Here is a 25,634-nt window from a genome sequence, read left to right on the forward strand (position 1 = left end):
CTCGGCGCCATCGCCGTGGGCCGACGCCGAGAGGATCGTGCTCGGTCGTGACGCCCGCGGCGGTGCCGTCGCCGTCGCCCTCGACCGCGGGGGCGAGCACGGCCGCCGGCCGCTGAGCAGCACCGAGCTGCCGGTCTGGGTGTCAGCGCGCGAGGCGGAGGGCGCCGCCACGGGCCGGGGCATCCGCTGGGTGTGGTCGAGCACCGCCGCGTGGTACTCGGCCCTGCTCGGTGCCGGCGTCCGCGTGTCGAGGGCGCATGACCTGCGGCTGTGTCACGCCGTGCTGCGCGACGCCGTCCCCTCGGCCTCGGCATTGCGCGAGGCTACGGCGTGGGACGGCGCACCGGCGGAGGCGGGGCCGTCGGCCGGCGCGCTCTTCGAGCTCGACGACCTCTCCGGGAACGGAGCCGCGGGATCGCGTCGACCCGGCCGGGACGGCGTGGCGGAGACCGTCGCAGAGCTCCTGCGCCAGGACGCCGCCGTCGCGCAGGCCGCCCACCCGGGGCGGATGCGGCTGCTGCTCGCCGCAGAGTCGGCGGGTGCTCTGGCGGCGGCCGAGATGCGCGCCGCGGGCGTGCCCTGGGACGCGGAGCACCACGATCGCATCCTTCGCGACGCCCTCGGCGATCGCCGTGCCGGCGGCGCCCCCGCTCGCATGACGCGGCTGGCCGCCGAGGTGCGCGAGGCGCTCGGCGACCCCGCACTGAGCATCGACTCGCCGCCGCGCCTGCTGCGCGCGCTGCAGCGTGCGGGCATCCGTGTCGAGTCGACCAGCAAATGGGAGCTGGGCGAGATCGAGCACCCGGCGATCGCGCCGTTGCTGGAGTACAAGCGGCTCGCTCGGCTGCTGACCGCGAACGGCTGGGCCTGGCTCGACGAGTGGGTTCGCGACGGCCGCTTCCGCCCCGTCTACATCCCGGGCGGGGTCGTCACCGGCCGATGGGCCTCGTCCGGCGGTGGAGCGCTGCAGCTGCCCCGACAGCTGCGCGGCGCGCTGAGGGCCGATCCGGGCTGGCGCATCGTCGCCGCCGACGTGGCGCAGCTCGAACCGCGCGTGCTCGCCGCGATGGCGCGCGACGAGCGGATGGCGGAGGCGGCGCGCGGGCGTGACCTGTACGAGGGCATCGTCGCGGCCGGCGCGGTGCGCACACGTGCCGAGGCCAAGATCGCGGTCCTCGGAGCCATGTACGGGGCGACGACGGGCGACTCCGGCCGCCTCGTGCCGCGGTTGCGGAGGGTGTTCCCCGATGCGATGGCGCTGGTCGATGCGGCGGCGCGCACGGGTGAGGAGGGCGGGGTGGTCACCACCTGGCTCGGACGCACGTCGCCGCCGCCCGATGACGCCTGGCGCGCCGCGCAGGCGCGGGCCTCCCGTTCGGGGGCGTCCCCGGCCGACGAGACGCGGGCTCTGCGCATCGGGCGCGACCGTGGACGGTTCACCCGCAACTACGTGGTCCAGGGCACGGCCGCGGAATGGGCGCTCGCCTGGCTGGCGGACGTCCGACTGCGACTGACGAGGCTGGCCCCCGTGGACTCGGGAGAGGGCGCGCCACGCTCCGGTCCTGCGTTCGCCCGTCGCGCGCATCTCGCCTTCTTCCTGCACGACGAGGTCATCGTGCACGCGCCCGCCGAGCATGCCGACGCGGCCGCGGAGGCGTTGCGGGAGGCCGCGGAGGCTGCCGGCCGACTGCTGTTCGGGGCCTTCCCGATCGACTTCCCCCTGGACCTGCGCATCTCCGACAGCGCGGCGAAGGACTGACGCGGCGCCGCGTAGACTGGACGGCGCGAATGGGTCGGCCGGACGGCCGCGTCGCGGACGGCTTGCCGTCGCGCGCCGAGGAACGTCCGGGCTCCGCAGGGCAGGGCGGTGGGTAACACCCACCCGGAGTGATCCGCGAGACAGTGCCACAGAAAGCAGACCGCCGGGGGCTCGCCCCCGGTAAGGGTGAAACGGTGGTGTAAGAGACCACCAGGGGTCGCGGCGACGCGATCCGCTCGGTAAACCTCGCCCGGAGCAAGACCAGACAGAGGATGTTGACGCGGCCCGCCGAGTCCTCGGGTAGGTCGCTAGAGCGGCACGGCAACGTGTCGCCGAGAGAGATGGCCGTCGACGGGGCGCGAGCCCCCGAACAGAACCCGGCGTACAGGCCGGCCCATTCGCTTCATGACTTCTGATCAGGCGTCTCCTTCTGCATGGAACGCCACCGGCGACGCGCTGAGCCGCGTGCGCTGGTGATCGTCCGTCCCGCCTCGTGGGAGCATGGACCCCGGCGTCCGCACGGGTCGCGGCCGTCGAGACTCTGGCTTGAGAGGTGGGAACGCTTGACGCTGCTGCGCTTGGTCCGTCATGGCGAGACGGAATGGAACACCATGGGCCTCATTCAGGGGCGGCGTGACATCCCCCTCAACGACCAGGGTCGTGTGCAGGCCGCGGACGCCGCCGCGAAGCTCGCCGGGCTGGAGTACGCCGCGGTGGTTGCCAGCCCTCTCGTGCGAGCCTCGGAGACCGCTCGAATCATTGCGGACGAACTGCTCATCGACGCGGTCGAGCTCGATGAGGATCTCATGGAGCAGGCGTGGGGCGCGGCCGAGGGGGTCGAGTGGAGCGACCTCGACGATGCGTTCCCGGACGGTCAGATCAAAGGTCGCGAACGAACCGGGCAGTTGGTCGAGCGCGCAGAACGAGCCATGGACCGTATCGCGCGCGCCTACGCCGGACGCAACATCATCGTCGTCACCCATGGCGGGCTGATCAACGCCGTCAACCATCGAGCCGCGGCAGCCGACCTGTCCGACGTCCGCGGTAGCGCCGGCAACGGCTCGATCAGCGACGTGGACGTCCACCCGGACAGTTCGGGCGGGGCGCCGTCGATCACTTACGCGACCGTGTCGGTCGTCGAGTCGGCGTTGGGCTGACTCCGTTCGCCAGGCCGCCGGCCTGACCTCCAACGCTGCTCCAGGCCCCTCGTCGAGCGGATTCAGCCCTTCATCGGCCTCTTGCCGAGAGTCGAAGGGGGCGCGGACGGCGTGCTCCCGGCCTCGGCTTCGCGTGGGGATCGTGCCGGGTCGCTCGTCATCGCCCCGGGGACAGACGTGGGCGCGGATGCGCCACGGGCGCCGGGTGTGTAGCGTTTTGGTAACGTCTCGCCCCAGTGCGCGGCGCACATCCCGCATCGCCCCACAGCGCCGCGGGCTGGGGAGTGCCCCTCTGCCGAGCATGCTCGGCGGAGGGGCGTTTTCGTGTCGACCGCTTCTCGCCGAGGCGCGAAGGGGGGGGCGGGGCAGTGCCGTCGGCGCCGCCGTCTCGCCGCGCATCGGCGGCGGTCAGACGTCCCAGCCGTTCGCGACGGCCTCGGCGCGAAGCGCGTCCCGGCGAGCCTGCAGCGCCCGCTCCAGCTCGGCGGCTTGTGCCTCTCCGTCAGGCCGGCTGCGCCAGGTGAGGCCCAGCCGCGCGAACGAACGTGCGAGCGGCGTCCCGTCGTCGAGCTCCCTCCGCCCGCCGTACGCGACGATCTCGCGGACCAGCACGGACACGCGGTGGGTGACGGGATCGAGATCCCAGTTCAGGATGTCGGTGAGCCAATGATCACCGGGTCCGCCTGCCGCCACCAGGCCATCATGGCACCCGCGAAGCGACGTCGGCGTCAGAGAGCGAGGGAGGCCGCGCCGATGATGCCCGCGTTGTTCGCGTGGGTGGCGATGCGCATCTCAGCGCGAGTGCTGATGAGGGGCATGAACTTCTCGGGGTTCTTCGAGACGCCGCCGCCGACGAGGATCAGGTCGGGGGAGAAGAGGAACTCGAGGTGATCGTAGAACTCCTGCAGGCGCGCCGCCCAGTCCTTCCACGAGAGGTCGTCGCGCTCGCGCGCTGTCGGAGCGGCGTACTTCTCGATGGAGTCGCCGTTCCACTGCAGGTGGCCGAGCTCGGTGTTCGGGACGAGCGCCCCGTCGAACAGGAACGCCGAGCCGATCCCGGTGCCCAGGGTGGTGAGGACCGTGAGCCCCGGCTGGTCCGTCGCCCCGCCGTAGCGGAGCTCGGCCAGGCCTGCCGCGTCGGCGTCGTTGACGAAGTGGATCGCGTGTCCCAGGCCCTCTTCGAAGAACTTCTCGGCCTCGAAGTCCTGCCACTTGTGCGACACGTTCGCCGCCGACAGCGTCCGGCCGTTCTTCACGATGGTCGGGAAGCAGATGCCGACCTGCAGCTCGTCCGCGTCGTGGCCGAGCAGTCCGAGGAGCTCTCTCACCGTCGACAGGACGTCCTTGGGCTTCGCGCCCGCGGGGGTGGGAATACGGACCCGGTCGCTGACCAGTTCGCCATTCGCGAGGTCCACGATCCCGGCCTTCATGCCGGTGCCGCCGATGTCGATGCCGACGGCCCGATCCACGCTGTTCGCCATGCTCTCAGCCTAAGCGAGCGGGAGCCCCGTCGATGACGCGAGGCGGCCACGCGAACACGAAGACGCCGGCCCCGAAGAGCCGGCGTCGTGGTGTGCGCGTTACGCGGTCTTGGCGCGGGTCGGGTCCTCGCCGGCGCCGCGTCGGGCACGGACGAACTCCAGGCGCTCCGCGAGGATCTCCTCGAGCTCCGGAAGCGTGCGCCGCTCGAGCAGCATGTCCCAGTGGGTGCGCGGGGCCTTGTCGCCGCTGTGGTCGACCTCGACGGTGCCGCCCTCGACCTTCAGCAGCGCCTCGCCACCGCAGCCGCGGCACTCCCAGGTCTCGGGGGCCTCAGCGTCAGCTGCGAACGTCAGCGTCGTGTCGCGGTCGCAGGCGGCACAGTGATACGTGTGCTGGGTTCGCTCCATGAACACGACGCCCTCTTCGCTCTGGAGGCTCTGGGCGCCGAGTCGGATTCCGCGAAGGCTGCGATCTGCCATTGTGTGGTCCTCTCGTCAGGTGTCAGGTATAACGTTCCCGGCTGTGCGCATCATCCGAAGGGGTGGCCGCGGAGCGCCTTTCCCAGCGGAATCCCAGTTGTGAGCGACGGTCGAGGACGAGTCAGCGCGTGAGCGTCTCGATGGCGACGTCGGCACGGTCGGTCACCACTCCGTCGACGCCGAGCTCGACGAGCTCCAGCATCCGCTTCGGGTCGTTGACCGTCCAGACGTGCACCTCCACGTCGGACGCGTGCGCCCAGTCGATGAGGCGTGGCGTCAGCACGCGGATGGCACCGTGCCGTTCGGGGATCTGGAGGGCGTCGAGACCGCGCAGCAGCCTCATGCCGGCGGGCCTCAGCCGCATCGCCACGGCGGCGACGAGGCGAGCGATCGTACGCGATCCGGGCGAGGTCGCCGGCCGCGACGGGCCCGCCGCATGGAGCGCGGCCAGACGCCGCTCGTCCGAAAAGCTCGTGATGAGCACGCGGTCGGCGTGGGCGGCGACTGCGCGGCCCACCCGGCCGGCTGCCGTCGGCACCTTCACGTCCAGGTTGAAGCGTGTCCTCGGGAAGGCCTCCAGCGCCTGGTCGAGCGTCGCGAGACCGCCGCGCTCTTCCATCAGCCGTTCGAGCTCACGCAGCGTGACCTCCGCGATAGGGCGGGGGTCGCCGGTGACGCGATCCAGGGTGTCGTCGTGGAAGAGGACCACATGGCCGTCCGACGTGAGATGGCAGTCGGACTCCACGTATGCCGCGCCGGCGGCGTGGGCCGCGGCGATGGCGCCGAACGAGTTCTCGGCGACGTCGTCCTCAGGCACGGCCAGGCCGCGATGGGCGAGGACGCGCGGATGGGCCGTGCCGCGCAGGTACGGGTGGGTCACGCCCGGTCCGCGGGTGCCCCGCCCCGCGCGAAGCCGCCCGTGATGCCCTTGAGCGCCTCCGTCAGCTCGCTGGGGATGATCCACATCTTGCTGCTCTCGCCCTCGGCGATCTTCGGCAGCGTCTGCAGGTACTGGTAGGCGAGGAGCTTGTCGTCGGGCTGGCCGGCGTGGATCGCGTTGAAGACGTTCTGGATGGCCTCCGACTCGCCCTGCGCGCGCAGCACCTGCGCCTGCTTGTCGCCCTCGGCCTTCAGGATCTCGGCCTGCCGAGCGCCCTCCGCGACGAGGATCTGCGACTGCTTGTGCCCCTCGGCGGTGAGGATCGCCGCACGACGGTCTCGCTCGGCGCGCATCTGCTTCTCCATCGCGTCCTGCAGCGTCACGGGCGGGTCGATCGCCTTCAGCTCGACGCGGCTGACCTTGATGCCCCAGTGGCCGGTGGCCTCGTCGAGGGTGGCATTGAGCTTGCCGTTGATCACGTCGCGGCTGACCAGGGCCTCCTCGAGGTTGAGACCACCCACCACGTTGCGCAGCGTCGTGATCGACAGCTGCTCGACGGCGCCGAGGTAGTTCGCGATCTCGTACGTCGCGGCGCGCGGGTCGGTGACCCGGAAGTACACGACGACGTCGACGGCCACGGAGAGGTTGTCCTCCGTGATGACCTGCTGCGGGGGAAACGACACCACCTGCTCGCGCAGGTCGACCCGCGAGCGCGGACGGTCGATGATCGGGAACAGCAGGTGCGGGCCGCCGTAGAGCGTCCGGTGGTAACGGCCGAGGCGCTCGATGATGAAGGCCTCGCTCTGGGGGACGATGCGGATCGCCTGGACCAGCACCGTGATGACCACGATCACGATCGCGGCCGCCAGGATCCACAGCAAGACCGTTCCGACGATGTCCATGACTCAGGCCTCCTGAGGGCCGGTGGGGGTGGGGAACCCGGCGGGAGCCGGGGACACGATGGCGGTGGCGCCCTGGATGGACTCGACCACGACCGGGGTCTGCGGCGGCAGGTCCGAGCCGTGCTGCACACGGGCCGACCAGGAGTCGCCGTTGACGAGCTTCACGCGGCCGGCAAGAGCGGTGACGGTCTCGGTCACGACGCCTCGGAGCCCCACCAACGCCTCGACGTTGAACTTCTGAGGATCGGCGCCGCGTCGCAGACGCCGCAGCAGAGGCGGGCGAAGCAGGGCGAGGAAGGCCACGGCCGCGACGGCGGCGATGATGATCTGCAACCAGATCGGCGCATCCGCGAACGCCGACACGATGCCCGCGACCGAGCCGAAGGCGAGCATCAGGAAGGTGAGCTCTCCCGAAACGATCTCGATCGCGAGGAAAAGGGCGATGAGCACGAGCCAGCCGACCCAGGCGAACTCCACGATGACGTCCATGCGGCCTCCTTGCCCCGCACCCTATCAGCGGGCAATGACGCCGCGGGGCGGCAGGCACCCGTCCCGCACAAGGGCACGGGCGCGACATTGGAGGCTCACGACAGGGGCACGGCGCCGCGGATTGCTAGTGTCGAACGGATCCCGTCGGCAGTCCATGGCGGGTCCGTGCCGAAACCGTCCCGCCGTCAGGAGCCCCACGTGACCGACGCCCCCTCGCAGCCCATCGCCCCCGGAACGCTGAGCGGCACGGTCGCGCTCGTGACCGGCTCGTCGCGAGGCATCGGCGCCGACACCGTGCGCTACCTCGCGCAGGCCGGCGCGGACGTCGTGATCAACTTCCGCAACAAGGCGCCGCGGGCGGAGAAGCTCGCGGCCGAGGTACGAGAGCTCGGCGTCCGTGCGCTCGTCGTCGGCGCGGACCTCACCGAGCAGCCGACCATCGACGCCATGTTCGAGGCTGTGAAGGAGGAGTTCGGCCGTCTCGACGTGCTCGTGCTGAACGCGTCGGGCGGTATGGAGTCGGGCATGGCCGAGGACTACGCGCTGCGGCTGAACCGCGACGCGCAGGTCGGCGCCCTGCAGGCGGCCCTGCCGCTGCTCGAGGCCTCCACCGCCGAGGGAGGCGCCCGGGTGGTGTTCGTGACGAGCCACCAGGCGCACTTCATCCGCACCACTCCGACGATGCCCGAGTACGAGCCCGTGGCGCTGTCGAAGCGCGCCGGCGAGGACGCCCTGCGTGAGCTCATCCCCTCGCTGGAGGCCAAGGGCATCGGCTTCACGGTGGTCTCCGGCGACATGATCGAGGGCACCATCACCGCCACGCTGCTCGAGCGCGCCAACCCCGGCGCGATCGCGGAGCGCCGCGAGTCGGCCGGAAAGCTCTACAACGTGTCCGAGTTCGCCGCGGAGGTCGCCCAGGCCGCCGTCGACCCGGTGCCGGCCGACAACACGCGCCTCGTCGGCGACGTCAGCGCCTTCGCCGCGGAGTGACGCCCGCACAATAGAGCCATGCCCTCGCACGATGTGGTCGTCGTCGACCACCACGACAGCTACACGGGCAACCTCGTGCACCTGATCGCGAGGGTGACCGGAGGGCTGCCGCGCGTCGTGGAGCACGACGAGTGCACGGCGTCCGACGTGCTCCGACACGACTACGTGGTGCTGTCGCCCGGACCGGGACACCCGGGTGATCCGCACGACTTCGCGGTCGGGCGTGAGGTGCTGCGCGCCGGCGAGCGACCGGTGCTGGGCGTGTGCCTCGGGATGCAGGGCATCGTCACGGCCTTCGGCGGCGTCGTCGAACGGGTCGATCCCGGGCACGGCGTCGACGCCACGGTCCGGCACGACGGCGAGGCACTGTTCGCCGGTGTCCCGGACGGGTTCCGGGCGATCCGCTACCACTCGCTCGCCGCCCTGCGGCTGTCCGACGAGGTGCGGGTCACGGCGACCGACGAGCGCACGGGACTCGTGATGGGCGTCGCGCACCGGACGCTGCCGGTCGTCGGAGTGCAGTTCCATCCCGAGTCGGTGCTGACGGAGCACGGCGAGCTGCTGGTGCGCAACTTCCTGGGCGCGGCATGAGCGACGGGGACGGCGAGGGCTGGCCCGGCGCCCCGACGGGGGAGAGGTGGGCGTGGCTGCAGGCCGGCGACGGCGGGCCCGAGCTGGTACGGCTCGACCCGATGGACGTCTCGCTGAGCTACGACGCCGCGTCGCGCCGGGTGACCCGGCATGCCGATGGACGATCGGAGGTCGTCGGCGACGACGTCTTCGCGGCGCTGGGGGAGGAGCTCGCCGCAGGACGTCCGGAGGACCGCTGGTACGGCTATCTCGGCTACGCTGCGCGACCGGACCTGCCGGCTCGCCCGGACGGTCGCCTGCCGGACGCGGTGTGGATGCGGCCGTCGCACCTCCGCCGGCAGCCCGCGCCCGCGCCTGCCCCCGGTGAGATCTCGGCGCCCGAGCATGCGGCGACTCCCGACTGGTACGCGGTCGCGTTCTCCGAGGTCCAGGAGCAGCTGCACGCCGGCAACTCGTACGAGGTGAACCTGACGTACCGCGCTGCCGTGCGCAGCGGTCGCGACCCGCTCGACGCGTTCCTCCGGCTGAGCGCCCTGAACCCGGCGCCGTACGCCGCGTACGTGCATCACGACGTGCCGGGCGCCCGCGCGTTCGTCGCGAGCTCGTCTCCCGAGCGGTACGCACGCGTCGAGGCGGCCGGCGGCGTGCGGACGCTGGAGGCGAAGCCCATCAAGGGCACGACGCCCCGGGGTGCGACGGCGGAGGCGGACGCCGCGGCGTCGGAGCTGCTCGCGACGGACCCGCGGTTCCGCTCCGAGAACCTCATGATCGTCGACCTGCTGCGCCACGATCTGTCGCAGGTGTGCGAGGTCGGCACCGTCGAGGTGCCGACGCTGATGGCCGTGGAGTCGTACGCGTCGGTGCATCAGCTGGTGTCCACGGTGCGGGGTGCGCTGCGCGACGACGTCGGGACGGTGGCGGCCCTGCGGGCGCTGTTCCCCGCCGGGTCGATGACGGGCGCGCCGAAGCTGCGGACGATGCAGATCATCGAGGACGTCGAGGAGACGCCGCGCGGGGTCTACGCGGGCGCCCTGGGGTGGATCGGCGCGGACGGGCGGGCCGATCTGGGCGTGGTCATCCGGAGCCTGATGACGGCCGGCGACGGGGAGTACCTGCTGGGGACCGGCGGCGGCATCACCGTGCAGTCGCAGGCGGACGACGAGTACGCCGAGTCGCGCTGGAAGGCCGAGCGGCTGCTGCGCGCGCTGCGCGATTGACCGCGCCGGCGCCCTGCGCGTCCGGCCCTGATCAGGCGCCGAACAGCAGGGCGGCTCCGAAGACCACGGGCACGCAGCCGAACGTCGTGAGGAACACGACGTCCCGCGCGAGCACCTCGCCGACGCCGTAGCGCTGGGCGTAGTTGAACACGTTCTGCGCGCTCGGGAGGCTCGCCAGCACCACGACCACGAGCATGGCGTGCGCGTCGAGCTGGAACAGCAGGCCGATCGCCCAGGCGGCCACCGGCATCGCCAGCAGCTTCAGGCCCGTGGCGAGCAGGACGTCGGGACGGGAGGCGCGGGTCGTGAGCACCCGCTGGCCGTAGAGCGACATGCCGAAGCTCAGCAGCAGCACGGGCACCGCCGCGCCGGCGAGCAGGTCGATCGGCTCGGAGACGAGGGGCGGCAGGTCGATGTCGAGCACGGCGACCAGCACTCCGAGCGCCGCGCCGATGATCATCGGGTTGCGCAGCGTGCGGCGGAGCGCGCGTCCGAGCTCGCGCCATCCGGCCGCGCCGCCGCTCGAGACCGCGTCCAGGACGGCCAGCACGACGGGCGTGATGACGAGCAGCTGCACGAGGATGACGGGCGCCGAGTACGCGCCGTTGCCGAGGAGGTACGTGGAGATCGGGATGCCGATGTTGTTGGCGTTGACGTATCCGGCGCCGAGCGCGCCGAGCACGGTCGCTCCGGCGGAGCGCTTCCAGACGAGCCGGGCGATGAGGCCGTAGACGAGGAACATCGACGCGGCGGCGAGCACGGACACCGGCAGGAGCGCCGAGAAGAGCAGGTTGAGGTCGGCGTCCGCCAGCACGGAGAAGAGCAGGAACGGGTTGAGCACGAAGAACGTCAGGCGGCTCAGCACGTAACGCGCGTGCTCGCCGAGGAGATCGATCCGCGCCACGACATACCCGGTGACGATGGCGAGGCCGACGACGGCGAAGCCGGTGAGGACCCCGATCACGAGAGCGCACCCGTCATCGTCGCTCCGAGTGGTCAGGCGAGTCAGGCGGCGGGGTCACCTGTCCAACCTATCGACCTCCGTAGGGTGGGAGCATGAGCGCCACCCTTCACCGCATCACGGTCTTCACCGGATCCGCCTCCGGCCGCGACGACGCATACACGAGGGCGGCCGTGGACGTGGGGCAGGCGCTGGCGGCGCGCGGCATCGGCATCGTCTACGGCGGCGGCAACGTCGGTCTCATAGGCACGGTGTCGACCGCTGCGCGTGAGGCGGGGGCAGAGGTGCACGGCGTGATGCCCCAGGCGCTCGTGGACAAGGAGATCGCCCACCCGAACCTGACGACCTTCGAGGTGGTTCCGGACATGCACGCCCGGAAGATGCGGATGGCCGAGCTCGGCGACGCGTTCGTGGCGCTGCCGGGCGGCATCGGCACGCTCGAGGAGTTCTTCGAGGTGTGGACCTGGCTGCAGCTCGGCATCCACCGCAAGCCGGTCGCCGTCTACGACGTGCGGGGATTCTGGCGACCGATGCTGACGATGGTCGACCGCATGGTCGAGGAGGGCTTCGTGGCCGAGGCGTTCCGCGACTCGCTGCTGGTCGCGACGACGCCGCGCGAGCTGATCCGGAAGCTCGAGGAGTGGACGGCACCGGCGCCGAAGTGGGGCGGCTCGGGCGCCCCCGCGGAAGGGAAGTGGGGCGGCTCGGGCGCCCCCGCGGAAGGGAAGTGGGGCGGCTCGGGCGCCCCCGCGGAGGGCGCAGCGGCGTCGGGCATCCGCCCGTTCCTCGACGACGCGCGCTGAGACCCGCCGGCTGCGGCGCGCGGTGTCGGCGGGCTGCGTCACCATGGGATGATCCGTCCGATGTCGCCGACCGAAGGAGCCCCGGTGCACGCCGCTGACAACCACGATCGCATCCGCGTTCAGGGCGCTCGCGAGAACAATCTGAAGGACGTCAGCGTCGACATCCCCAAGCGTCGGCTGACGGTCTTCACGGGAGTCTCGGGCTCGGGCAAGAGCTCGCTCGTCTTCGACACGATCGCGGCCGAGTCGCGACGCATGATCGACGAGACGTACAGCGCGTTCGTCCAGGGCTTCATGCCGTCGGTGCCCCGCCCGGACGTGGACGTGCTGGAGGGGCTGACCACCGCGATCATCGTCGACCAGGATCGGCTCGGCGCGAACCCGCGGTCGACGGTCGGCACGGTGACGGACGCGAGCGCGATGCTGCGGATCCTGTTCAGCAAACTGGGCGAGCCGTACATCGGTGGGCCGACCGCGTTCTCGTTCAACATCCCGACGCAGAAGGCCAGCGGGGTGATGACGGGGCCGAAAGGCGAGAAGAAGATCGTCAAGGACGCCATCTACCTGGGCGGCATGTGTCCGCGCTGCGAGGGCAGGGGAGCGGTGTCGGACCTCGACCTCGCGCAGGTGGTCGACGAGTCGAAGTCGCTGAACGAGGGCGCGATCATGGTGCCGGGGTACACCGCCGACGGCTGGATGGTGAAGGGGTTCTCGGAGTCGGGCTTCTATCCCGCTGACAAGCCGGTGTCGTCTTTCAGCGAGAAGCAGCGGAACCTGTTCCTCTACGGCGAGGTCACGAAGGTGAAGATCTCGGGCATCAACATGACCTACGAGGGCCTGATCCCGAAGATCACCAAGTCGATGCTGTCGAAGGACCTCGACGCGCTGCAGCCGCACATCCGCGCGTTCGTGGAGCGCGTGGCGACGTTCGCGCGCTGCCCCGAGTGCGATGGCACGCGGCTCACCGAGGGCGCGCGATCGTCGAAGATCGACGGCGTCAGCATCGCGGACGCGTGTCGCATGCAGGTGACCGACCTGGCGGATTGGGTGGGCGGCCTCGACAAGCCCGGTGCCGGTCCGCTGCTCGACGCGCTGCGGGCGAACCTGGCGGCGTTCGTCACGCTCGGGCTGGGATATCTGAGCCTGGAGCGTCCGTCGGTCACCCTCAGCGGGGGTGAGGCACAGCGCATCAAGATGCTGCGCCATCTCGGGTCGTCCCTGACGGACGTCACGTATGTGTTCGACGAGCCGACGATCGGTCTCCACCCGCACGACATCGAGCGGATGAACGGTCTTCTGCTGCAGCTGCGCGACAAGGGCAACACGGTGCTGGTCGTGGAGCACAAGCCGGAGACGATCGCGATCGCGGACCACGCGATCGACCTCGGCCCCCGAGCGGGCGGCCAGGGCGGGGAGATCTGCTTCGAGGGCTCGGTCCAGGGGCTGAGGGGGAGCGGCACGCTGACGGGCGAGCATCTCGACTTCCGGGTGCAGGTGAAGCCCGACCTGCGTGCGCCGACGGGCGTCATCGAGGTCCGCGGTGCCACGTCGCACAACCTGCAGGACGTCTCCGTCGACATCCCGACCGGCGTGCTGACGGTCGTGACCGGCGTGGCGGGCTCCGGCAAGAGCTCGCTGATCCACGGTTCGGTCGCGAAGCGGGACGGCGTCGTGTCGATCGACCAGGGGGCGATCAAGGGCTCTCGACGCAGCAACCCGGCGACCTACACGGGTCTGCTGGAGCCGATCCGCAAGGCCTTCGCGAAGGCGAACGGCGTGAAGCCCGCGTTGTTCAGCGCGAACTCCGAGGGAGCGTGCCCCACGTGCAAGGGCGCGGGGTTGATCGTCACGGAGCTGGGCTTCATGGACACCGTCGAGACGCCCTGCGAGGACTGCGGCGGCAAGCGGTTCCAGGCGACCGTGCTGGAGTACCGCCTGGGTGGGAAGGACATCACCGAGGTGCTCGATCTGCCGGTCGCGGAGGCACGGGCGTTCTTCTCGGACGGTGATGCGCGGCTGCCGGCCGCAGCGACGATCCTCGGTCGCCTGGAGGACGTCGGCCTGGGGTATCTGACCCTCGGGCAGCCTCTGTCGACCCTTTCGGGCGGTGAGCGCCAGCGCATCAAGCTCGCGAACCAGATGGGCGAGAAGGGCGACGTCTACGTGCTGGACGAGCCGACGACGGGCCTTCATCTCGCTGACGTGGCGAACCTGCTCGGACTGCTCGACCGCCTCGTGGACGCCGGCAAGTCGGTCATCGTCATCGAGCACCACCAGGCCGTCATGGCGCACGCCGACTGGATCATCGACCTCGGTCCGGGCGCCGGCCACGACGGCGGACGCGTGGTCTTCGAGGGCACGCCCGCCGAGCTCGTCGCGGCCCGGTCGACGCTCACGGGCGAGCACCTCGCGACCTATGTGGGAGCGTGAGCACGGCACCGCGCGAATCGGTCGGCGCCTGGTAGACATCTCGAGAGGGCGGTCGGGGGAGGGCGCATGAGCACGACGAAGGCCACGCACGCCGCCGATGTCGTGCCGTCCCGCATTCTCCTGTACGGCGCGACGGGTGCGGGGAAGACCACGGCCGCGGTGCGACTGGGGGAGAAGCTGGGCCTGCCGGTGGTCCTCGCCGATGAGATCGGCTGGTTGCCGCAGTGGGTGTCGCGGCCGGTCGACGAGCAGATCGCGCTCGTCGACGATGCCGTGGCCCGGGACGCCTGGGTCTTCGACAGCGCCTATTCGTCGTGGCGCGAGCGCGTCCGGCCGCGGGCCGACCTGATCATCGGCCTCGACTTCCCGCGATGGCTCTCGCTGCTGCGAGTCACCCGCCGGGCGGTGCGCCGGGTGATCACGCGCGAGGAGCTGTTCGCCGGCAACCGTGAGACGTGGCGACAGCTGCTCTCGCGTGACTCCATCGTGGTCTGGCACTTCCGTTCGTGGAGGCGCAAGCGCCGAGCCATGCGCGCGTGGGCCGCCGATGCCACCGGGCCCCCGGTGCTGCTCTTCCGCCGACCACGTGACCTCGAGCGCTGGATCGACGCTCAGCCGGCGCACGACCAGAGGGACGCGACGTGAGCCTCGTCGTACGGCCGGCGGTGTTCGCCGATGCGGAGCAGATCGCTCGCCTGCACGTGGAGACGTGGCGACAGACGTATGCGCATCTGCTGCCGACGGACTTCTTCGGCCCTGCCCACGCGCGGATGCGGCAGGACATGTGGACGCGGGTGCTTCGTGATCCCCACGACGAGTGGACGGTGCGTGTGGTGGAGGCCGACGACTCGTTGGTCGGATTCGCGACGTCGGGGCCTGCGGCCAGCTCGGATGGCGACGATCCGCCGCGCGCGCGTCAGCTCTTCTCGCTGTATGTCGACGTCTCGCGCCACGGCGCGGGGATCGGCCGCGCACTGCTCGACGCTGTGCTCGGCGACGACGCGGCGCTGCTGTGGGTGGCGAAGCAGAACCCTCGTGCGATCGCGTTCTACATGCGCAACGGCTTCACCTTCGACGGCGAGGAGCGGGCCGACCCGGGCACGCCCTCGATCGAGGAAGCACGGATGGTGCGCTGAGGCGCAACACGTTATGTCAGTATCGATCCTACGGCGTGCGGTCGAGGGGAGCGCAGCGGGCCGGGCGCCGTCCTGGTCCGAGTCAGAGCCGGTTGGCCTGTAGTGGAGCCCGCGCGTCGTCCCGGGCGTCGTCGTGTCGAACGAGTTCCGAGCTCGCGACCGGTATGGACGGGTGTCAGGTCGGCGGGCGAACGCGCGGACCAATGGCCGGCGAGTGCGGCGTGCACGCCGTGCAGCGTGCCGTGATCGCCTGTCCCTCGTTGCGGGAGTGGGCGCACGGCAAATAGCCGATAATACACATTATGTCAGATTGACTGTCGACGAAGAGGCGCGCCCTCCGACCAGGCCTCGGTTCGTCCGTCCCCCGGTGTGTGGGCATGCGCGTCTTCTCCTCGTCGAAGACGCGCATGGTCGACTCAGTCTTCGATACCGTCTGCCGGGGCCCGACGAGATCGCGCGTCGGTCCGATCGCATCCGCATCGACGTCATGGCGCGAGTGGGACGCTCCCGGCATCGCATCCGCATCGTCGCGGCGATCGTCGCGGCCCTGGCGTTCACCGGCGCCGGTGTGGCCGGTGCTGGTGTCGCGACGGCATTCCATCCGACGATCGTCGACATGCAGGGCGTCATGCGGACCGAGTTCGTCGACGAACTGGTCGCGTGCAACGAAGAGGCTGGAGTCGAGACGGTGATCCTCACCGGCGTCACGGCCGCCGAGGTCCTCGCCGGCTGGCCCGATGCGAGCCCATCCACTCACAGCGCGATCGAGCTGCGGATGGACAGCAGGAACCAGGGTGAGCTCGGGCGTGCGGTGTCGGCGTGTCAGGCCGAGATCGCCGAGCGGGCCGGCGAACCAGCGCTCTGACGTCGCCCTCTCCCCCGACCGACGCCGCAGATCAGCGCTGCGCCCGGGCGAGGACGCCGCTCAGCACCAGCAGTGCACAGCCGCAGAGCGCGAAGGCGGCCATCGTGAGCGGCACGGTCGTCGCCTGGATCAACACCCCCGCAAGCGCGCTGCCCGCGCTGGACCCGAGGTTGTGACTCGTGTTCACCCACGTCGTGGCGGCGTTCTGCCGGTGCTCGCCACCGGCGAGCTGCGCCGCGACGTAGGCGACGATCATCACGGGCGAGAAGAACAGCCCGGCGCCCGCCAGGACGACGCTGACGGTGACGGCGCCGCTGACCAGCGAGAGCAGGCTCGTCGTCCCCAGCAGGGCTCCGGAGAGGAGCACGAGCTGACGCACCGCTCCCCCGGGAACCCGCAGCGCGCCGAACAGCAGGCCGCCGACGGCGCTGCCGCCCGCGAACAGACCGAGCGCGATGCCGGCGGCGGCCGGACCCCCGTCGCCCTGCAGCACGACGGGCACCGCGACGCTCAGCGCACCGGATACTCCGCCCGCCACGAGCGCGGGCACGAGGACGGCGACGAACGCCCGGTCGCCGAGCAGTGAGGGAACCGCGAAGGCGGCGTCCCCCGCGTCGGGCGCCGGGACCATCGCCCGCACGGCGGAGGTGCAGACGAAGCCCAGGCCTCCGACGAGCACGAGCGCCGCCGGAGCGAGCAGCACGGCGCCCGGCGGGAGGAACGCGAGCGCCACGCCCGCGGCTGCCGGACCGGCGAGGTAGAGGAGTTCTTCCATCACCGCGTCGAGGCTGAGCGCCTTCCGCAAGGCCGAGGGCCCCGGAGCGAGACTCCCCCAGGCCACACGCATGGTCGGTCCGAGCGGTGGCGCGACGACGCCCGCCAGCCCGGCGGCGATGAGGAGGAACCACTCGTGCCCGCCTGCGAGCGACCAGGCGCCTGCGGCGGTCAAGGTGCCGCCGAAGGCCAGGACGAGGGGAACCAGAACTCGCGTGGCCCCGTGCCTGTCGATCAGCCAGGCACGGACCGGCGCGAGCAGGCTGGCTCCGGCGCCGTAGAGCGCGATGGCGACGCCGGCGAGGGCGATGGACCCGCTCGTCTCCTGCACCGCATAGAGCAGCGGGAGGATGACGAGGGCGTAGGCGGCGCGGCCGAGCAGCGCTGTGCCGAAGGTGAGCGGGACGTGCGGGATCGCGAGCACGTCGAGATAGCGCGGGGTGCGTGGGGACGGCATGGCGGAGCTCCAGGCGGGGCGCCGTGATACGGCGCGAGAGGGATCAGGATCGGGGTCGGCGCGCGCAGCGGCGCATCGGGCCGATCAATCACAGGCGAGGAGCATGTTCCCGATGTTAGCGGCGGGCGTCCGGGTCGCCGCTCCCCTGCGCGCACCGAGAAGCGTCAGGGGCGGCGAGGGCCTGCACCGCGAACTCGATGGCCGTCTCGACGGCGTCCGGCAGGGCCTCCCAGCCGTCGCTGACGTAGGAGCTCGCGTGCGTGCCGTTGAAGAGGTACACGAGTGATCGCGCGGCCCGAGGGATGTCCACCCCGCGGTGGAGCGAGCCGTCGGCCCGGGCGCGCTCGAGCGTGCTCTCCAAGGCCTGGAGCCACGAGGGGTTCACGAGCTGCGCGACCCCGGGGAACTCCTCCGGGGCCTGCGTGACGAGGCGGACGCCGGCCCGGGCGACCGCGTCCGCCTGCAGATGCCGGCCGAGTGCTCGCCCGATCGCGACGAGTGCCGAGATCCCCTCCCCCTCGGCCGCCGCGGCGTCGCGCAGCTCTGCGAAGGCGGCGTCCTGCCGGAGGATCAGCTCCTCCGCGACCTGCTTCTTCCCGCCCGGAAAGTGGAAATAGAAGCCCCCCTGCGTGATCCCGGCCTCCGCGAGGATGTCAGCGACGCGTGCGCGCTCGTAGTGCATGCGCCCGAACACGCGGGCTCCCGCCTGAAGGATCGCCTCACGTGTCGCGATCCCGCGTTCCTGCTTAGGCAACGGTCCGCGTCGGACTGCCGTCGAGACCGACGGACGAAGGCGGCGCCGTCACGGGGCGGAATCGCCCGAGGAGGACGAGGAAGACCACGAGCACCGCCGGGACGATCCAGCCGGTCCAGCCGGTCACCGTGGCGTGAAGGGGGTCGAGCACGGAGTTCTCCGCGACGAACAGCACGTAGAGCGTGGCGGCCGCGTTGAAGGTGCTGTGCGCCAGCGCCGCGGGCCAGACCGATCCGCCGCGCAGCCGCAGCCAGCCGAAGACCCCGCCGATCACCGTCGACAGCGCGATCATCGCGAGGATCGCAAGCCAGCCGGGGGTGCCCGGATAGTTGTAGCCGAGCAGGATCAGGGGCGCGTGCCACAGACCCCAGATCACGCCCGAAAGGCCGATGGCCGCCCACGGCCCCAGCGGAAGCAGCTTCGGGAGCAGCCAGCCGCGCCAGCCGATCTCCTCTCCCAGGGCCGGAACGAGGTTGAGGAAGAACGCGCCGATGACCAAGTTGACGATCTGCAGCGCCGCGAGGGCCTCGATCGGCATCGGGAGCTCATCGATCCCCGCCTGAGCCAGCTGCCACTCCGTGATCTGTCGGAAGCCGCTGAGACCGGCGAAGTCAGCCGGGAAGACCCCGATGAACGCCCCCAGGGGCAGTGCGGCGAAGCAGATCACCACGGGGATCACGAAGCCGAGCGCGAGGTAGCCGATCAGCCGCCCGACGGGGCGGAGCGGAACGAGCCCGAGCGCGCGTGCCTTGTGCCGCGGCTTCTCGACGAAGAAGACGACGACCAGCGCCGCGATGGTCGGTGTGAACATCATCGCGACGGCGAACACGCGGAAGAGCGGCGACTGCAGGCCGTCCCCCGCCCAGAGAGGCAGTGCGACCGCCCACGCCAGCCCTGCCGCCACCGCGACGAACACGACGACGGGCCTCCAGGCGATGGAAGCGCGAGGCGGGTGAGAGGCCGCGCCGATCGTCGTCGTCGATGTCGGATCCGTCATGGTTCCCCGTCCTGTCGCGTCGCAAGAATTATACGGCCATGGCTGTTTTCATCGGCCTCAGCGATGATCTTGCGACTCGTCGAGCTCGCGCAGGCGGCGGAGCCTGGACCACGGCACGAAGGCGATCCATGCGACCGAGGCGATCGAGGCGCCCATGATCATCGATGACATGTCCATGGGTAAGACGCTACGGGCGCGGGGAGGGCGGCGCCTCCCCCGGGCGACGGATACGGATCAGGCGGATGGTGACATGCGAGTAGGCGCGCCCCCGGGGGGACGCGCCTACTCGAGTGCCTCGCTCTACTCGGCGGGAAGCACGAGCTCCTGCCCGACCTCGATGAGGTCCGGGTTGGACAGCAGGTCCTGGTTCACGGCGTAGATGCCGAGCCAGCCGCTCTCGACATCGACAGACTCGGCGATGTCGAACAGGGTGTCGCCCGACTCGACCTTGTAGGTCTCGTCCGATGCCTCGACGTCAGGCAGCTCGTACGTCTCCTCGACCGGCGCCGCGGCCGGCGCGGGCGCCTCGGCCGGCGCCGGCGTCTGCTCTGCCGGTGCCTGCTCAGCGGGAGCGGCCTCGGCAGGGGCGGGGGCCTCCGCTGCGGGAGCCTCTTCGGCCGGAGCCTCTGCCGGCGCGGGAGCGCTGGTGTCGGCGGAGCCGCTGGCGCCGATCTGGGCGGAGCATGTCGGCCACGCGCCCCAGCCCTGCGAGGCCAGCACGTTCTCGGCCACGCGGATCTGCTCCTCCCGCGACGCGGCCGCGGGGTTGCCGGTACCGCCGTTGGCCTCCCAGGTGGGCTGAGAGAACTGCAGGCCGCCGTAGTAGCCGTTGCCGGTGTCGATGGCCCAGTTGCCGCCCGACTCGCACTGCGCGAGCGCGTCCCAGGTGGCGTCGTCGGCCGCGTTGGCGGCCGTGGGGATGAATGCGCCCGCCGCGACGGCGGCGAGTCCTGCGGCGACGAGGCCGGTCCGAGCCGCACGGCTGGTGCGCGGCGAAGTGGTCTCACGTCGGGTGTTCGTCTTCAGGATCACTCGGAACTCCACGGTCCCGTCTCGGCAGGCGACCTGGGTCCTCTGCGCGTCCGCCCGGCCGGAATGGGTCTTCTCGATTCCAGGCGCGAAGGACTCTCGGGGCGGATGGACGGCGGTCCTTCGCGGTTCGACGTGCCACCATACGTGAAGATCACGATGAAGTAACAATCGCGTCCAGGCTGTTGCCAGGAACGGGCGCGGAGGTAGCGGGTTCAGCCGTCCGCGGTGAGGGCTGCGAGCCGACGGACGTCTCCCGTGACGACGTTCATGTCGATGAAGTCCTCGTCGCCGTCGTATCCCTCAAGGCGATCACGGTGGGAGTACTGCCAGATCGTCCAGTCGCGGCCATCGGCGAGGCGCGGGGGCAGCACCACCGAACGGATCCAGATGGGGTTGTCCGCGTAAGCGCCGACGATGTATCGGTCGTACGCCTCCGGTGTGGCGTAGATCACCGCGGGCACGCCGTAGTGGCTCTCGAGACGTTCGAGCAGAGGGACGAGGATCGCGTCGACCTCTGCACGGGAGGGCGGATGCTCGAAGTAGTCGCCGTAGAACTCGACGTCCACGGCGACCGGCATCGTGCTGTCGTCGGGGACGGTCTCGATGACATGCTCCGCCTGCCGCTCGCCAGGAGTCTCGAAGCTCATGAAGTGATACGCGCCGACCAGAAGCTCGGTGTCGAGCGCGCCGCTCCAGTTCGCCTCGAATCGCGTGTCGACGAAGGACGATCCCTCCGTCGACTTGATGTAGGCGAAGTCCAACCCCTGCGCCTCCAGCTCCGGCCAGTCGATCTCGCCCTGATACGACGACACGTCTACACCACGGACGTCGTAGCCGGACGCGAAGACGCGTCCCGGCCAGATGGCGCCCGAGAAGACGAGCGCCGCCAGCACGCCGAGCTCGAGGACGATCGCCAGGCCGAGGGCGAGCAGTCGCCGGCGCCACGTCCTCACAGGCGCAGCTCCATCTCGAGCTCCTCTCCGAATGGCGGGAGCTCGTAGGGGATCCTGCGCCCGGTGTCCTCGAAGCCGCGGCGACGATAGAACGCGATCGCGCGTGGGTTGTCGGCGTGGACGTCCAGTCGCAGGGCGTTCCCCTCTCCCCTGGCCCACTCGACGACGACGTCGAGCAGAGCGTCCGCGACGCCCGCTCCCGCGCCGCGCGCTCCGGGGTCGACGAAGACGCCGACGAGCATGGGGCCACGCCGCTGTGAGACGTATCCGCGCATGATGCCGACCCAGGCGCCGTCCTGCGCGACGGCGACGGCGGCCGTGTTTCCCGACTGCACAGCGCGCAGAGCGCGAGAGCGCCACTCGTCGTCGTCGAGCCGGAGCGCCTGCTTCAGCGTCTCTCCATAGGCGATCGGCGTGTCGCGGAGCATACGCAGACGGAGGTCCCGGAACGCCTCCCAGTCGTCCGCGACCGGGCGGTGGATCGTGAAGCTCATCCGGTCATCGTAGGCGCGGGTCGCCGCGCCGCGAGATGCGGGCGGCAGCGCCGGACGCTCGGTTCCCGCTCACTCCGAGGGGATCACGATCCAGAACGCGACGTACACAGGGATGGTCCAGCCGAAGAACAGCACCCCCAGCACGGCGAGCACGCGCACGAGGTTCGTGCTCAGGTCGAAGCGGCGCGCGATGGCGGAGCAGACCCCCGCGATCGCGCGGTCCGAGGTCGGGCGTACCAGTGCTTGCGTCATGTCGTCAGGGTATCGGCGGGCAGGCGTCGCGACCACCCGTCCCAGATCGCGGAGTCGATGATGCAGAAGCGGTTCCCCTCGGGGTCCTCGAGGATGACGTAGTCGGCGTCGTCTGGTCGGGCGTCCCAGTGCACCTCTGTCGCGCCGAGGCCGACAAGACGCCGGACCTCGGCCTGCTGGTCCTGCGCGTACAGGTCCAGGTGGATGCGGGGCGGCAGCGCACGCTCGGAGCGCCGGACGTCGAGCGACACGTTCGGTCCGACGCCGTCACGCGGCGTCAGGACGACGAAGTCGTCTTCGACGGGCTCCCGTACGCGGTAGCCGAGCGCCGCCGTCCAGAAGCGGGTCTGAGCGGCGATGTCCGCGACGCGGATCACGATGGAGCCGACGATGAGCATGCGGCCACCATATGCGGCGCCGACGGGGGCGGACCAGGGGCGCAGACCATCGATCGGCGGGGTCGCACGCCTCGTGGTCCGGCGGCGGGCTCAGGCCGTGGTCGCGCCTCTCGCCACGCGAAAGCCCAGGTCGGCCTGGCCGGTGCGGGGACGGTCGCCCCGCCGTGCGTCGGCGCGCACGGCGGAGGCGTCATCGGCGAAGCCGCCGCCGCGGATGACGCGATGATCCCCGCGATCCGCGTCGTAGAGGTCCCAGCACCATTCCCAGACGTTGCCGAGCGTGTCGAACAGCCCGTTCAGGTTCGGCAGCTTCCCGCCGACCTCGCGAGGGCTGCCCGCACCGTCGGCCGCCGTCCACGCGACCTCGCGCAGCGGTCCGTAGTGCGGCCCGACCGACCCCGCGCGGCACGCGTACTCCCATTCGACCTCGCGCGGCAGACGGTATCCGTCGGCGTCGACATGCCAGGTGACGTCCTCGCCGTCGAACGTGTACATGGGGTCGAGCCCCTCCCACTCCGAGGCCGCGTTGCAGAAGCGGATGGCGCGCTGCCAGCTGACGTCGACGACCGGTCGCCGCGGGTGGGGGTGCTCCTCCCCCGGCTCGGCAGACCACGCGCCGCCGAGCAGCTCGGCCATCTGCTCCTGCGTCACCGGATACACGCCGATCTCGAAGGACGAGACCTCGAGGACGCGCTGCTCGCGGCGGCGCTCGTGCGTCAGGCGGAGCACGCCGGCGGGGATGCGCGCGAGCGCGATGTCGTCCATGACTCCATCCTCTCCTCGCCGAGGCAGGAATCCACCGCGACATGACCGCCACGCCCATCGCGGTGAGGCTGCCGCCTCGGGTGGAATGGAGGCATGACAAGCGCGCTCATCGTGATCGACATGCAGCAGGGCTTCCTCGATCCGCACTGGGGCCCGACCGCCAATCGACCGGAGTGCGAGGCGAACGTCGCCCAGCTGATCGGCGCGTGGAGATCCGAAGGCGCGCCGATCGTGGTCGTCCGTCACGACAGCCGGGACCCTGCCTCGCCGCTTCATCCGGACTCTCCGGGAAACGCGCTGATCGACGAGGTCGCGGCCGTTCACCCCGCGCTGTTCGTGAGCAAGTCGGTGAACTCGGCGTTCTACGGCGAGCCGAGCCTCGACGCGTGGCTGAGGGAGGCGGGGATCGGCCGGCTGGTGCTGTGCGGGATCCAGACGAACATGTGCGTCGAGACGACCGCGCGCATGGGCGGGAACCTCGGATACGAGCTGGTGGTGCCGCTGGACGCGACGCGGACCTTCGACCTCACGGGCCCGGACGGCCACGTGGTCTCCGCGGCAGACCTGATGGCCGTGACCGCGGCGAACCTGCACGGCGGCGGATTCGCGACGGTCACCACCACGGCGGCCGTGCTCGCACAGCGGTGAGGGCGGCGCGCGGCGTCAGTGCTGCCGCAGCGCCCGGAGGTACCGCCACTGGACGACCCGCTGCGCCACGAGCAGCAACGGGAAGAGGGCGCGCCACGCGCCCGACTCTGCCGGCGAGGTCCGCGAGTCGATCGTGAGGCGGACCGCCTGACCTTCGCGCGTCAGGACGAACGACTCCGCGCCGTGGACCGGGTGTCCGGGCAGCGTGCGATACCCGAGCACCACTCGGTCTGCCTGCCTCACGACCTCGGTCACCTCGATCGGCTCCCGGGTCCGGATGCCGAGGGCTCCGGCGACGAGGACGAGCCGTTGCCCGGGGACGGGAGGCCCCGGGGCCTCTACCGCGAAGCCGCTGCGGGTCTTCACCCGCCATGCGAGCACGTCCTCCGCCGCCTGTCGCCAGGTGTCGTCTCCCCGGCCGACGACGGCGGTGCGCGTCGTCGCACGCGCCCTCATCGCGGTCCTTCCACGACACTCACGCTATTGCACGACGGCGGGACCTATGGTGGGCGGATGAGCCCCGGGCCGGTGGACGATGTGCTGGCGCTCGAGCGCGAGCTGCAGACGATGTCGACGCGTCGTGATCCGGCGCGTGTGGACATGCTCTTGGCCGCCGACTTCCATGAGATCGGCGCCTCCGGCCGGACGTGGGATCGCGGGGAGATCATCGCCTCGCTGGCGGAGGAGACGGGTTCCGGGCCGATCCAGGTGCACGACCTGGCCGGCAGGGTCGTCGCCGACGGGGTCGTGCTCGCGACCTGGATCTCCGTCCGCGGCGAACGTCGGGCACTGCGCAGCTCGCTCTGGCGCCTGGATGAGGATGGCCGGTGGCGCCTCGTCCATCACCAGGGCACCCTTCTGCGCGACGGCGACGGGGTGTGACGAGAGCCATCGCGAGGGCACCGCGGTCCGGCCGGCCGGGATCGCCGAGCGTCCTGTCAGACTGATGCCGATGAGCGGTGTGGCGGAGCGGATGGAGCGACACCAGGTCGCCCTGTATGTCGTGGCGCTGGCGCTCGGCGCGGCGGTCGGGCTGCTCGTGCCGGCGGTCGCCGCGCCCCTGGAAGCGGCGATCACTCCGGTGCTCGGTCTCCTGCTGTACACGACATTCGTCGGGGTGCCGCTCACGGGGCTGTCGAGCGCATTGCGGGACGTGCGGTTCCTGGCGACGCTGGCGCTCGTCGACTTCGTGGCGATCCCCGTGCTGGTGTTCCTGCTCTCGAGGTTGGTCGCCGCCGACGAGGCGCTGCTGGTGGGCGTGCTGTTCGTGCTGCTGACGCCCTGCGTCGACTACGTGATCGTCTTCGCCGGTCTCGCCGGCGGCGCGAAGGACCGCCTGCTCGCGGCGACCCCGCTGCTCATGCTCGGCCAGATGCTGCTGCTGCCGCTCTACCTGTGGTGGATGGCCGGGCCCGAGCTCGTCGGCGCGGTCGACCTAGCGCCGTTCGTCGAGGCGTTCGTCCTGCTCATCGTGACGCCGCTCGTCGCCGCGGCGGCGACGCAGGTGCTGGCCGCCCGCGTCCCGGCCGCGAGGGCGCTCCCCGGCGCGGTCTCCACGAGCATGGTGCCGCTCATGATGGCGACGCTGGCCATCGTGGTCGCCTCGCAGATCGCGGGCATCGGAGCGGCCGCCATGACCGTGCTCGCCGCGGTCCCCGTCTTCGTGATGTTCGTCCTGATCGCCCTGCCGCTGGGCGCGGTCGCGGGACGGCTGGCACGTCTCGAGGTGCCGGCGCGTCGCGCGGTGGCGTTCAGCGGCGTCACCCGCAACTCGCTGGTGGTGCTGCCCCTGGTGCTCGCGCTGCCCGACCGCTTCGACCCCGCGCCGTTGGTGGTCGTGACGCAGACCCTCGTCGAGCTGGTGGCGATGGTGGTGCTGGTCAGGCTGGTCCCGCGAGCGATCCGCTGACGTTCGGCAGAGAGCCGAGCTGGGTGCTGGCGTACCGCGGCATCACGGACCGTCGAACAC

Annotated in this window: 30 protein-coding genes and 1 other RNA gene; 14 read left to right on the forward strand and 17 right to left on the reverse strand. The window is 71.1% G+C overall.

The window, feature by feature from the left end; all coding sequences use genetic code 11:
* Positions 1–37: 37 nt before the first annotated feature.
* The 3 genes from K5S26_RS08960 to K5S26_RS08970 all read left to right on the forward strand — a co-directional run bounded on the left by K5S26_RS08960 (position 38) and on the right by K5S26_RS08970 (position 2,916).
* Positions 38–1,759 carry a bifunctional 3'-5' exonuclease/DNA polymerase gene (locus K5S26_RS08960; RefSeq protein ID WP_308122855.1) on the forward strand — a complete coding sequence of 574 codons (1,722 nt, stop codon included), beginning with the start codon at positions 38–40 and terminating at the stop codon, positions 1,757–1,759.
* A 30-nt stretch (positions 1,760–1,789) separates the two neighbouring features.
* An RNA gene (gene rnpB / locus K5S26_RS08965) (RNase P RNA component class A) lies at positions 1,790–2,160 on the forward strand.
* Between the two features lie 162 nt (positions 2,161–2,322).
* Positions 2,323–2,916: a histidine phosphatase family protein gene (locus K5S26_RS08970; protein ID WP_221857630.1), complete on the forward strand. Its 594-nt coding sequence runs from the start codon at positions 2,323–2,325 to the stop codon at positions 2,914–2,916.
* Positions 2,917–3,324: 408 nt separating this feature from the next.
* On the opposite strand, the gene K5S26_RS08975 is transcribed toward K5S26_RS08970, so the two are convergent.
* The 6 genes from K5S26_RS08975 to K5S26_RS09000 form a co-directional block, all read right to left on the reverse strand.
* Entirely contained in the window at positions 3,325–3,609 is a 285-nt protein-coding gene (locus K5S26_RS08975; protein WP_221857631.1) for a hypothetical protein, read from the reverse strand.
* Positions 3,610–3,644: 35 nt separating this feature from the next.
* Positions 3,645–4,397 carry a polyphosphate--glucose phosphotransferase gene (gene ppgK, locus K5S26_RS08980; RefSeq protein WP_221857632.1) on the reverse strand — a complete coding sequence of 251 codons (753 nt, stop codon included), beginning with the start codon at positions 4,395–4,397 and terminating at the stop codon, positions 3,645–3,647.
* A gap of 99 nt (positions 4,398–4,496) precedes the next feature.
* Complete coding sequence (locus tag K5S26_RS08985) at positions 4,497–4,877, reverse strand: RNA polymerase-binding protein RbpA (RefSeq protein WP_221857633.1); 381 nt, start codon at positions 4,875–4,877, stop codon at positions 4,497–4,499.
* Between the two features lie 121 nt (positions 4,878–4,998).
* Positions 4,999–5,757 carry a glycerophosphodiester phosphodiesterase family protein gene (locus tag K5S26_RS08990; protein WP_221857634.1) on the reverse strand — a complete coding sequence of 253 codons (759 nt, stop codon included), beginning with the start codon at positions 5,755–5,757 and terminating at the stop codon, positions 4,999–5,001.
* Positions 5,754–6,659: an SPFH domain-containing protein gene (locus tag K5S26_RS08995; protein WP_221857635.1), complete on the reverse strand. Its 906-nt coding sequence runs from the start codon at positions 6,657–6,659 to the stop codon at positions 5,754–5,756. The genes K5S26_RS08990 and K5S26_RS08995 overlap by 4 nt, the downstream gene beginning before the upstream one ends.
* 3 nt (positions 6,660–6,662) lie before the next feature.
* Positions 6,663–7,148: an NfeD family protein gene (locus tag K5S26_RS09000; RefSeq protein WP_221857636.1), complete on the reverse strand. Its 486-nt coding sequence runs from the start codon at positions 7,146–7,148 to the stop codon at positions 6,663–6,665.
* A 198-nt stretch (positions 7,149–7,346) separates the two neighbouring features.
* Between K5S26_RS09000 and K5S26_RS09005 the strand changes: the two genes are divergently transcribed.
* Genes K5S26_RS09005 through K5S26_RS09015 form a run of 3 tightly spaced genes read left to right on the forward strand, consistent with a single transcriptional unit; the run spans position 7,347 to position 9,946 of the window.
* Positions 7,347–8,138, forward strand: a complete 792-nt coding sequence (locus K5S26_RS09005; RefSeq protein ID WP_221857637.1) for an SDR family oxidoreductase — start codon at positions 7,347–7,349, stop codon at positions 8,136–8,138.
* 18 nt (positions 8,139–8,156) lie between these two features.
* Entirely contained in the window at positions 8,157–8,729 is a 573-nt protein-coding gene (locus K5S26_RS09010; protein ID WP_221857638.1) for an anthranilate synthase component II, read from the forward strand.
* Positions 8,726–9,946 carry an anthranilate synthase component I family protein gene (locus tag K5S26_RS09015; protein WP_221857639.1) on the forward strand — a complete coding sequence of 407 codons (1,221 nt, stop codon included), beginning with the start codon at positions 8,726–8,728 and terminating at the stop codon, positions 9,944–9,946. The genes K5S26_RS09010 and K5S26_RS09015 overlap by 4 nt, the downstream gene beginning before the upstream one ends.
* Before the next feature lie 31 nt (positions 9,947–9,977).
* On the opposite strand, the gene K5S26_RS09020 is transcribed toward K5S26_RS09015, so the two are convergent.
* On the reverse strand, positions 9,978–10,910 hold the full coding sequence (locus K5S26_RS09020) for an AEC family transporter (RefSeq protein ID WP_221857640.1): 933 nt from the start codon (positions 10,908–10,910) through the stop codon (positions 9,978–9,980).
* Between the two features lie 92 nt (positions 10,911–11,002).
* Here K5S26_RS09020 and K5S26_RS09025 point away from each other — a divergent pair, with 92 nt between their 5' ends.
* The 5 genes from K5S26_RS09025 (at position 11,003) to K5S26_RS09045 (ending at position 16,141) form a co-directional block, all read left to right on the forward strand.
* Positions 11,003–11,710, forward strand: coding sequence for an LOG family protein (locus K5S26_RS09025; RefSeq protein ID WP_221857641.1), 708 nt, complete (start codon positions 11,003–11,005; stop codon positions 11,708–11,710).
* Positions 11,711–11,770: 60 nt separating this feature from the next.
* Entirely contained in the window at positions 11,771–14,140 is a 2,370-nt protein-coding gene (locus K5S26_RS09030) for an ATP-binding cassette domain-containing protein (protein ID WP_221857642.1), read from the forward strand.
* 66 nt (positions 14,141–14,206) lie between these two features.
* Positions 14,207–14,785, forward strand: a complete 579-nt coding sequence (locus K5S26_RS09035; protein ID WP_221857643.1) for an isopentenyl transferase family protein — start codon at positions 14,207–14,209, stop codon at positions 14,783–14,785.
* Complete coding sequence (locus tag K5S26_RS09040; protein WP_221857644.1) at positions 14,782–15,276, forward strand: GNAT family N-acetyltransferase; 495 nt, start codon at positions 14,782–14,784, stop codon at positions 15,274–15,276. Before K5S26_RS09035 ends, K5S26_RS09040 begins: the two co-directional genes overlap by 4 nt.
* 487 nt (positions 15,277–15,763) lie before the next feature.
* Positions 15,764–16,141 carry a hypothetical protein gene (locus K5S26_RS09045; RefSeq protein ID WP_221857645.1) on the forward strand — a complete coding sequence of 126 codons (378 nt, stop codon included), beginning with the start codon at positions 15,764–15,766 and terminating at the stop codon, positions 16,139–16,141.
* Positions 16,142–16,172: 31 nt separating this feature from the next.
* Here the strand turns inward: K5S26_RS09045 and K5S26_RS09050 are convergent, their stop codons facing one another.
* From K5S26_RS09050 to K5S26_RS09090, 9 genes are all read right to left on the reverse strand, one after another.
* The gene (locus K5S26_RS09050; protein ID WP_221857646.1) at positions 16,173–17,372 is read right to left on the reverse strand and encodes an MFS transporter; all 1,200 of its coding nucleotides are present in this window, start codon (positions 17,370–17,372) and stop codon (positions 16,173–16,175) included.
* 115 nt (positions 17,373–17,487) lie between these two features.
* Entirely contained in the window at positions 17,488–18,126 is a 639-nt protein-coding gene (locus tag K5S26_RS09055) for a TetR family transcriptional regulator (protein ID WP_221857647.1), read from the reverse strand.
* Positions 18,119–19,123 carry a CPBP family intramembrane glutamic endopeptidase gene (locus tag K5S26_RS09060; RefSeq protein ID WP_221857648.1) on the reverse strand — a complete coding sequence of 335 codons (1,005 nt, stop codon included), beginning with the start codon at positions 19,121–19,123 and terminating at the stop codon, positions 18,119–18,121. The genes K5S26_RS09055 and K5S26_RS09060 overlap by 8 nt, the downstream gene beginning before the upstream one ends.
* Positions 19,124–19,423: 300 nt before the next feature.
* Positions 19,424–20,167 carry a transglycosylase family protein gene (locus K5S26_RS18970; protein ID WP_308122856.1) on the reverse strand — a complete coding sequence of 248 codons (744 nt, stop codon included), beginning with the start codon at positions 20,165–20,167 and terminating at the stop codon, positions 19,424–19,426.
* A 200-nt stretch (positions 20,168–20,367) separates the two neighbouring features.
* Positions 20,368–21,108 carry a GH25 family lysozyme gene (locus K5S26_RS09070; RefSeq protein WP_308122857.1) on the reverse strand — a complete coding sequence of 247 codons (741 nt, stop codon included), beginning with the start codon at positions 21,106–21,108 and terminating at the stop codon, positions 20,368–20,370.
* Entirely contained in the window at positions 21,105–21,602 is a 498-nt protein-coding gene (locus K5S26_RS09075; RefSeq protein WP_221857649.1) for a GNAT family N-acetyltransferase, read from the reverse strand. The genes K5S26_RS09070 and K5S26_RS09075 overlap by 4 nt, the downstream gene beginning before the upstream one ends.
* Before the next feature lie 69 nt (positions 21,603–21,671).
* Positions 21,672–21,854 (reverse strand): PspC domain-containing protein, encoded by a 183-nt coding sequence (locus K5S26_RS09080; protein WP_221857650.1) that lies wholly within the window; start codon positions 21,852–21,854, stop codon positions 21,672–21,674.
* Positions 21,851–22,252: a VOC family protein gene (locus tag K5S26_RS09085; protein WP_221857651.1), complete on the reverse strand. Its 402-nt coding sequence runs from the start codon at positions 22,250–22,252 to the stop codon at positions 21,851–21,853. The genes K5S26_RS09080 and K5S26_RS09085 overlap by 4 nt, the downstream gene beginning before the upstream one ends.
* A 90-nt stretch (positions 22,253–22,342) precedes the next feature.
* Positions 22,343–23,017 (reverse strand): formylglycine-generating enzyme family protein, encoded by a 675-nt coding sequence (locus K5S26_RS09090; protein ID WP_221857652.1) that lies wholly within the window; start codon positions 23,015–23,017, stop codon positions 22,343–22,345.
* 93 nt (positions 23,018–23,110) lie between these two features.
* Here K5S26_RS09090 and K5S26_RS09095 point away from each other — a divergent pair, with 93 nt between their 5' ends.
* Entirely contained in the window at positions 23,111–23,665 is a 555-nt protein-coding gene (locus K5S26_RS09095) for a cysteine hydrolase family protein (RefSeq protein ID WP_221857653.1), read from the forward strand.
* Positions 23,666–23,680: 15 nt separating this feature from the next.
* On the opposite strand, the gene K5S26_RS09100 is transcribed toward K5S26_RS09095, so the two are convergent.
* Entirely contained in the window at positions 23,681–24,121 is a 441-nt protein-coding gene (locus tag K5S26_RS09100; protein ID WP_221857654.1) for a DUF1990 family protein, read from the reverse strand.
* A 57-nt stretch (positions 24,122–24,178) separates the two neighbouring features.
* On the opposite strand from K5S26_RS09100, the gene K5S26_RS09105 reads away from it, so the two are divergent.
* Positions 24,179–24,547: a nuclear transport factor 2 family protein gene (locus K5S26_RS09105; RefSeq protein ID WP_221857655.1), complete on the forward strand. Its 369-nt coding sequence runs from the start codon at positions 24,179–24,181 to the stop codon at positions 24,545–24,547.
* A gap of 70 nt (positions 24,548–24,617) precedes the next feature.
* A complete protein-coding gene (locus K5S26_RS09110; RefSeq protein ID WP_372454395.1) occupies positions 24,618–25,574 on the forward strand; it encodes an arsenic resistance protein in 957 nt (318 codons plus the stop codon).
* The last annotated feature ends 60 nt before the right edge of the window (positions 25,575–25,634 follow it).

It is taken from the genome of Microbacterium marinilacus (assembly GCF_019753765.1).
GTDB classification, from domain to species: Bacteria; Actinomycetota; Actinomycetes; order Actinomycetales; family Microbacteriaceae; genus Microbacterium; species Microbacterium marinilacus.

Coding starts and splice junctions, on each gene's coding strand:
- ppgK (WP_221857632.1), bottom strand. CDS start 4,397: ATGGCGAACAGCGTGGATCGGGCCGTCGGCATCGACATCGGCGGCACC.
- K5S26_RS08985 (WP_221857633.1), bottom strand. CDS start 4,877: ATGGCAGATCGCAGCCTTCGCGGAATCCGACTCGGCGCCCAGAGCCTC.
- K5S26_RS08995 (WP_221857635.1), bottom strand. CDS start 6,659: ATGGACATCGTCGGAACGGTCTTGCTGTGGATCCTGGCGGCCGCGATC.
- K5S26_RS09000 (WP_221857636.1), bottom strand. CDS start 7,148: ATGGACGTCATCGTGGAGTTCGCCTGGGTCGGCTGGCTCGTGCTCATC.
- K5S26_RS09010 (WP_221857638.1), top strand. CDS start 8,157: ATGCCCTCGCACGATGTGGTCGTCGTCGACCACCACGACAGCTACACG.
- K5S26_RS09015 (WP_221857639.1), top strand. CDS start 8,726: ATGAGCGACGGGGACGGCGAGGGCTGGCCCGGCGCCCCGACGGGGGAG.
- K5S26_RS09025 (WP_221857641.1), top strand. CDS start 11,003: ATGAGCGCCACCCTTCACCGCATCACGGTCTTCACCGGATCCGCCTCC.
- K5S26_RS09030 (WP_221857642.1), top strand. CDS start 11,771: ATGTCGCCGACCGAAGGAGCCCCGGTGCACGCCGCTGACAACCACGAT.
- K5S26_RS09035 (WP_221857643.1), top strand. CDS start 14,207: ATGAGCACGACGAAGGCCACGCACGCCGCCGATGTCGTGCCGTCCCGC.
- K5S26_RS09045 (WP_221857645.1), top strand. CDS start 15,764: ATGGCGCGAGTGGGACGCTCCCGGCATCGCATCCGCATCGTCGCGGCG.
- K5S26_RS09050 (WP_221857646.1), bottom strand. CDS start 17,372: ATGCCGTCCCCACGCACCCCGCGCTATCTCGACGTGCTCGCGATCCCG.
- K5S26_RS09060 (WP_221857648.1), bottom strand. CDS start 19,123: ATGACGGATCCGACATCGACGACGACGATCGGCGCGGCCTCTCACCCG.
- K5S26_RS09075 (WP_221857649.1), bottom strand. CDS start 21,602: ATGAGCTTCACGATCCACCGCCCGGTCGCGGACGACTGGGAGGCGTTC.
- K5S26_RS09080 (WP_221857650.1), bottom strand. CDS start 21,854: ATGACGCAAGCACTGGTACGCCCGACCTCGGACCGCGCGATCGCGGGG.
- K5S26_RS09085 (WP_221857651.1), bottom strand. CDS start 22,252: ATGCTCATCGTCGGCTCCATCGTGATCCGCGTCGCGGACATCGCCGCT.
- K5S26_RS09090 (WP_221857652.1), bottom strand. CDS start 23,017: ATGGACGACATCGCGCTCGCGCGCATCCCCGCCGGCGTGCTCCGCCTG.
- K5S26_RS09095 (WP_221857653.1), top strand. CDS start 23,111: ATGACAAGCGCGCTCATCGTGATCGACATGCAGCAGGGCTTCCTCGAT.
- K5S26_RS09100 (WP_221857654.1), bottom strand. CDS start 24,121: ATGAGGGCGCGTGCGACGACGCGCACCGCCGTCGTCGGCCGGGGAGAC.
- K5S26_RS09105 (WP_221857655.1), top strand. CDS start 24,179: ATGAGCCCCGGGCCGGTGGACGATGTGCTGGCGCTCGAGCGCGAGCTG.
- K5S26_RS09110 (WP_372454395.1), top strand. CDS start 24,618: ATGAGCGGTGTGGCGGAGCGGATGGAGCGACACCAGGTCGCCCTGTAT.